General features: G+C 68.2%; 1 protein-coding gene. It reads right to left on the reverse strand.

Annotation, left to right across the window (positions count from 1 at the left end; genetic code table 11):
• Positions 1–1,178, reverse strand: a 1,178-nt coding sequence (locus CH266_RS01495) for a heavy metal translocating P-type ATPase (protein ID WP_141214464.1), incomplete at both ends; no start/stop codon positions are given.

Genomic DNA, 1,178 nt, shown 5'->3' on the forward strand with positions numbered 1-1,178 from the left:
CGCGAGAGTTCGATCACCGACAACACCGACCTCGGGTCGTCGCTGGCGAGGATCACTCCGGCCGACGCGATAGCAACGTCGGTACCCGCGCCGATAGCGATACCGACATCGGCCTGCGCGAGAGCCGGTGCGTCGTTGACTCCGTCACCGACCATCGCCACGGTGCGCCCTTCCTGTTGAAGTTCAGCAACGTTGTGGGACTTGTCTTCCGGTTTCACCCCCGCGAAGTAGCGGTCCACACCGAGCTCGGTGGCGACGGACTTCGCGACGGCTTCGGCATCACCGGTGATCATCACCACCGCGATTCCGCGCGCATGCAACGCGTCTACCGCAGTGCGTGATTCGGGCCGGATCTCGTCGGCGAGCGCAAGGGCACCGATCACAGCACCGTCGGCCAGGACGTGCAGGATGATCGCCCCGTCGCCCCGCCACCGGTCGGCGACAGCAAGTTCGGATCCGCGCTCCTGCTCGAGCAGCGCGGGCCCGCCGACCTGCACGCGGGTGCCGTCGACGTCCGCAGAGACCCCGACGGCGGGAGACGACTGGAAGTCTGCTGCAGCCGGGACGGTCAGGTTCCGCGCGCGTGCGGCCGCAACGATGGCGCGAGCCAGGGGATGTTCTGAGTCGGCTTCTGCGGCAGCGGCCAAAGCGAGGACCTCGTCGGCGGTGCGCCCGTCTGTCACCTCGATTGCGGTGACGGTGGGTTCACCCTTGGTGAGGGTCCCGGTCTTGTCGAAGAGCACGGTGTCCACCGTGCGCATTGTTTCGAGTGCGAGCCGGTCCTTGACCAGGACACCGCCGCGGGCTGCGCGTTCGGTGGCGATGGAGACCACCAGCGGAATCGCCAGTCCGAGTGCGTGCGGGCAGGCGATGACCAACACGGTGATGGTGCGGATGACGGCGTCGTCGGGCATCCCGACCAGAGTCCACACAGCGGCGGTGATGATCGCGGCACCGAGAGCGAACCAGAACAGCCAACCGGCGGCCGTGTCGGCGATGCGCTGAGCGCGCGAGGTCGAGTTCTGGGCGTCGGCGACCAAGCGGCCGATGCCGGCGAGGGCGGTGTCCTCCCCTACTGCGGTGACCTGGACGCGCAGACCGGAGTCGGTGGCTACCGTGCCGGCGACAACTTGGTCGCCGTCGCTGCGGCGGACGGTGCGTGATTCGCCGGTGATCAT

This window comes from Rhodococcus sp. 06-1474-1B (assembly GCF_002258885.1).
GTDB classification, from domain to species: domain Bacteria; phylum Actinomycetota; class Actinomycetes; order Mycobacteriales; family Mycobacteriaceae; genus Rhodococcoides; species Rhodococcoides fascians.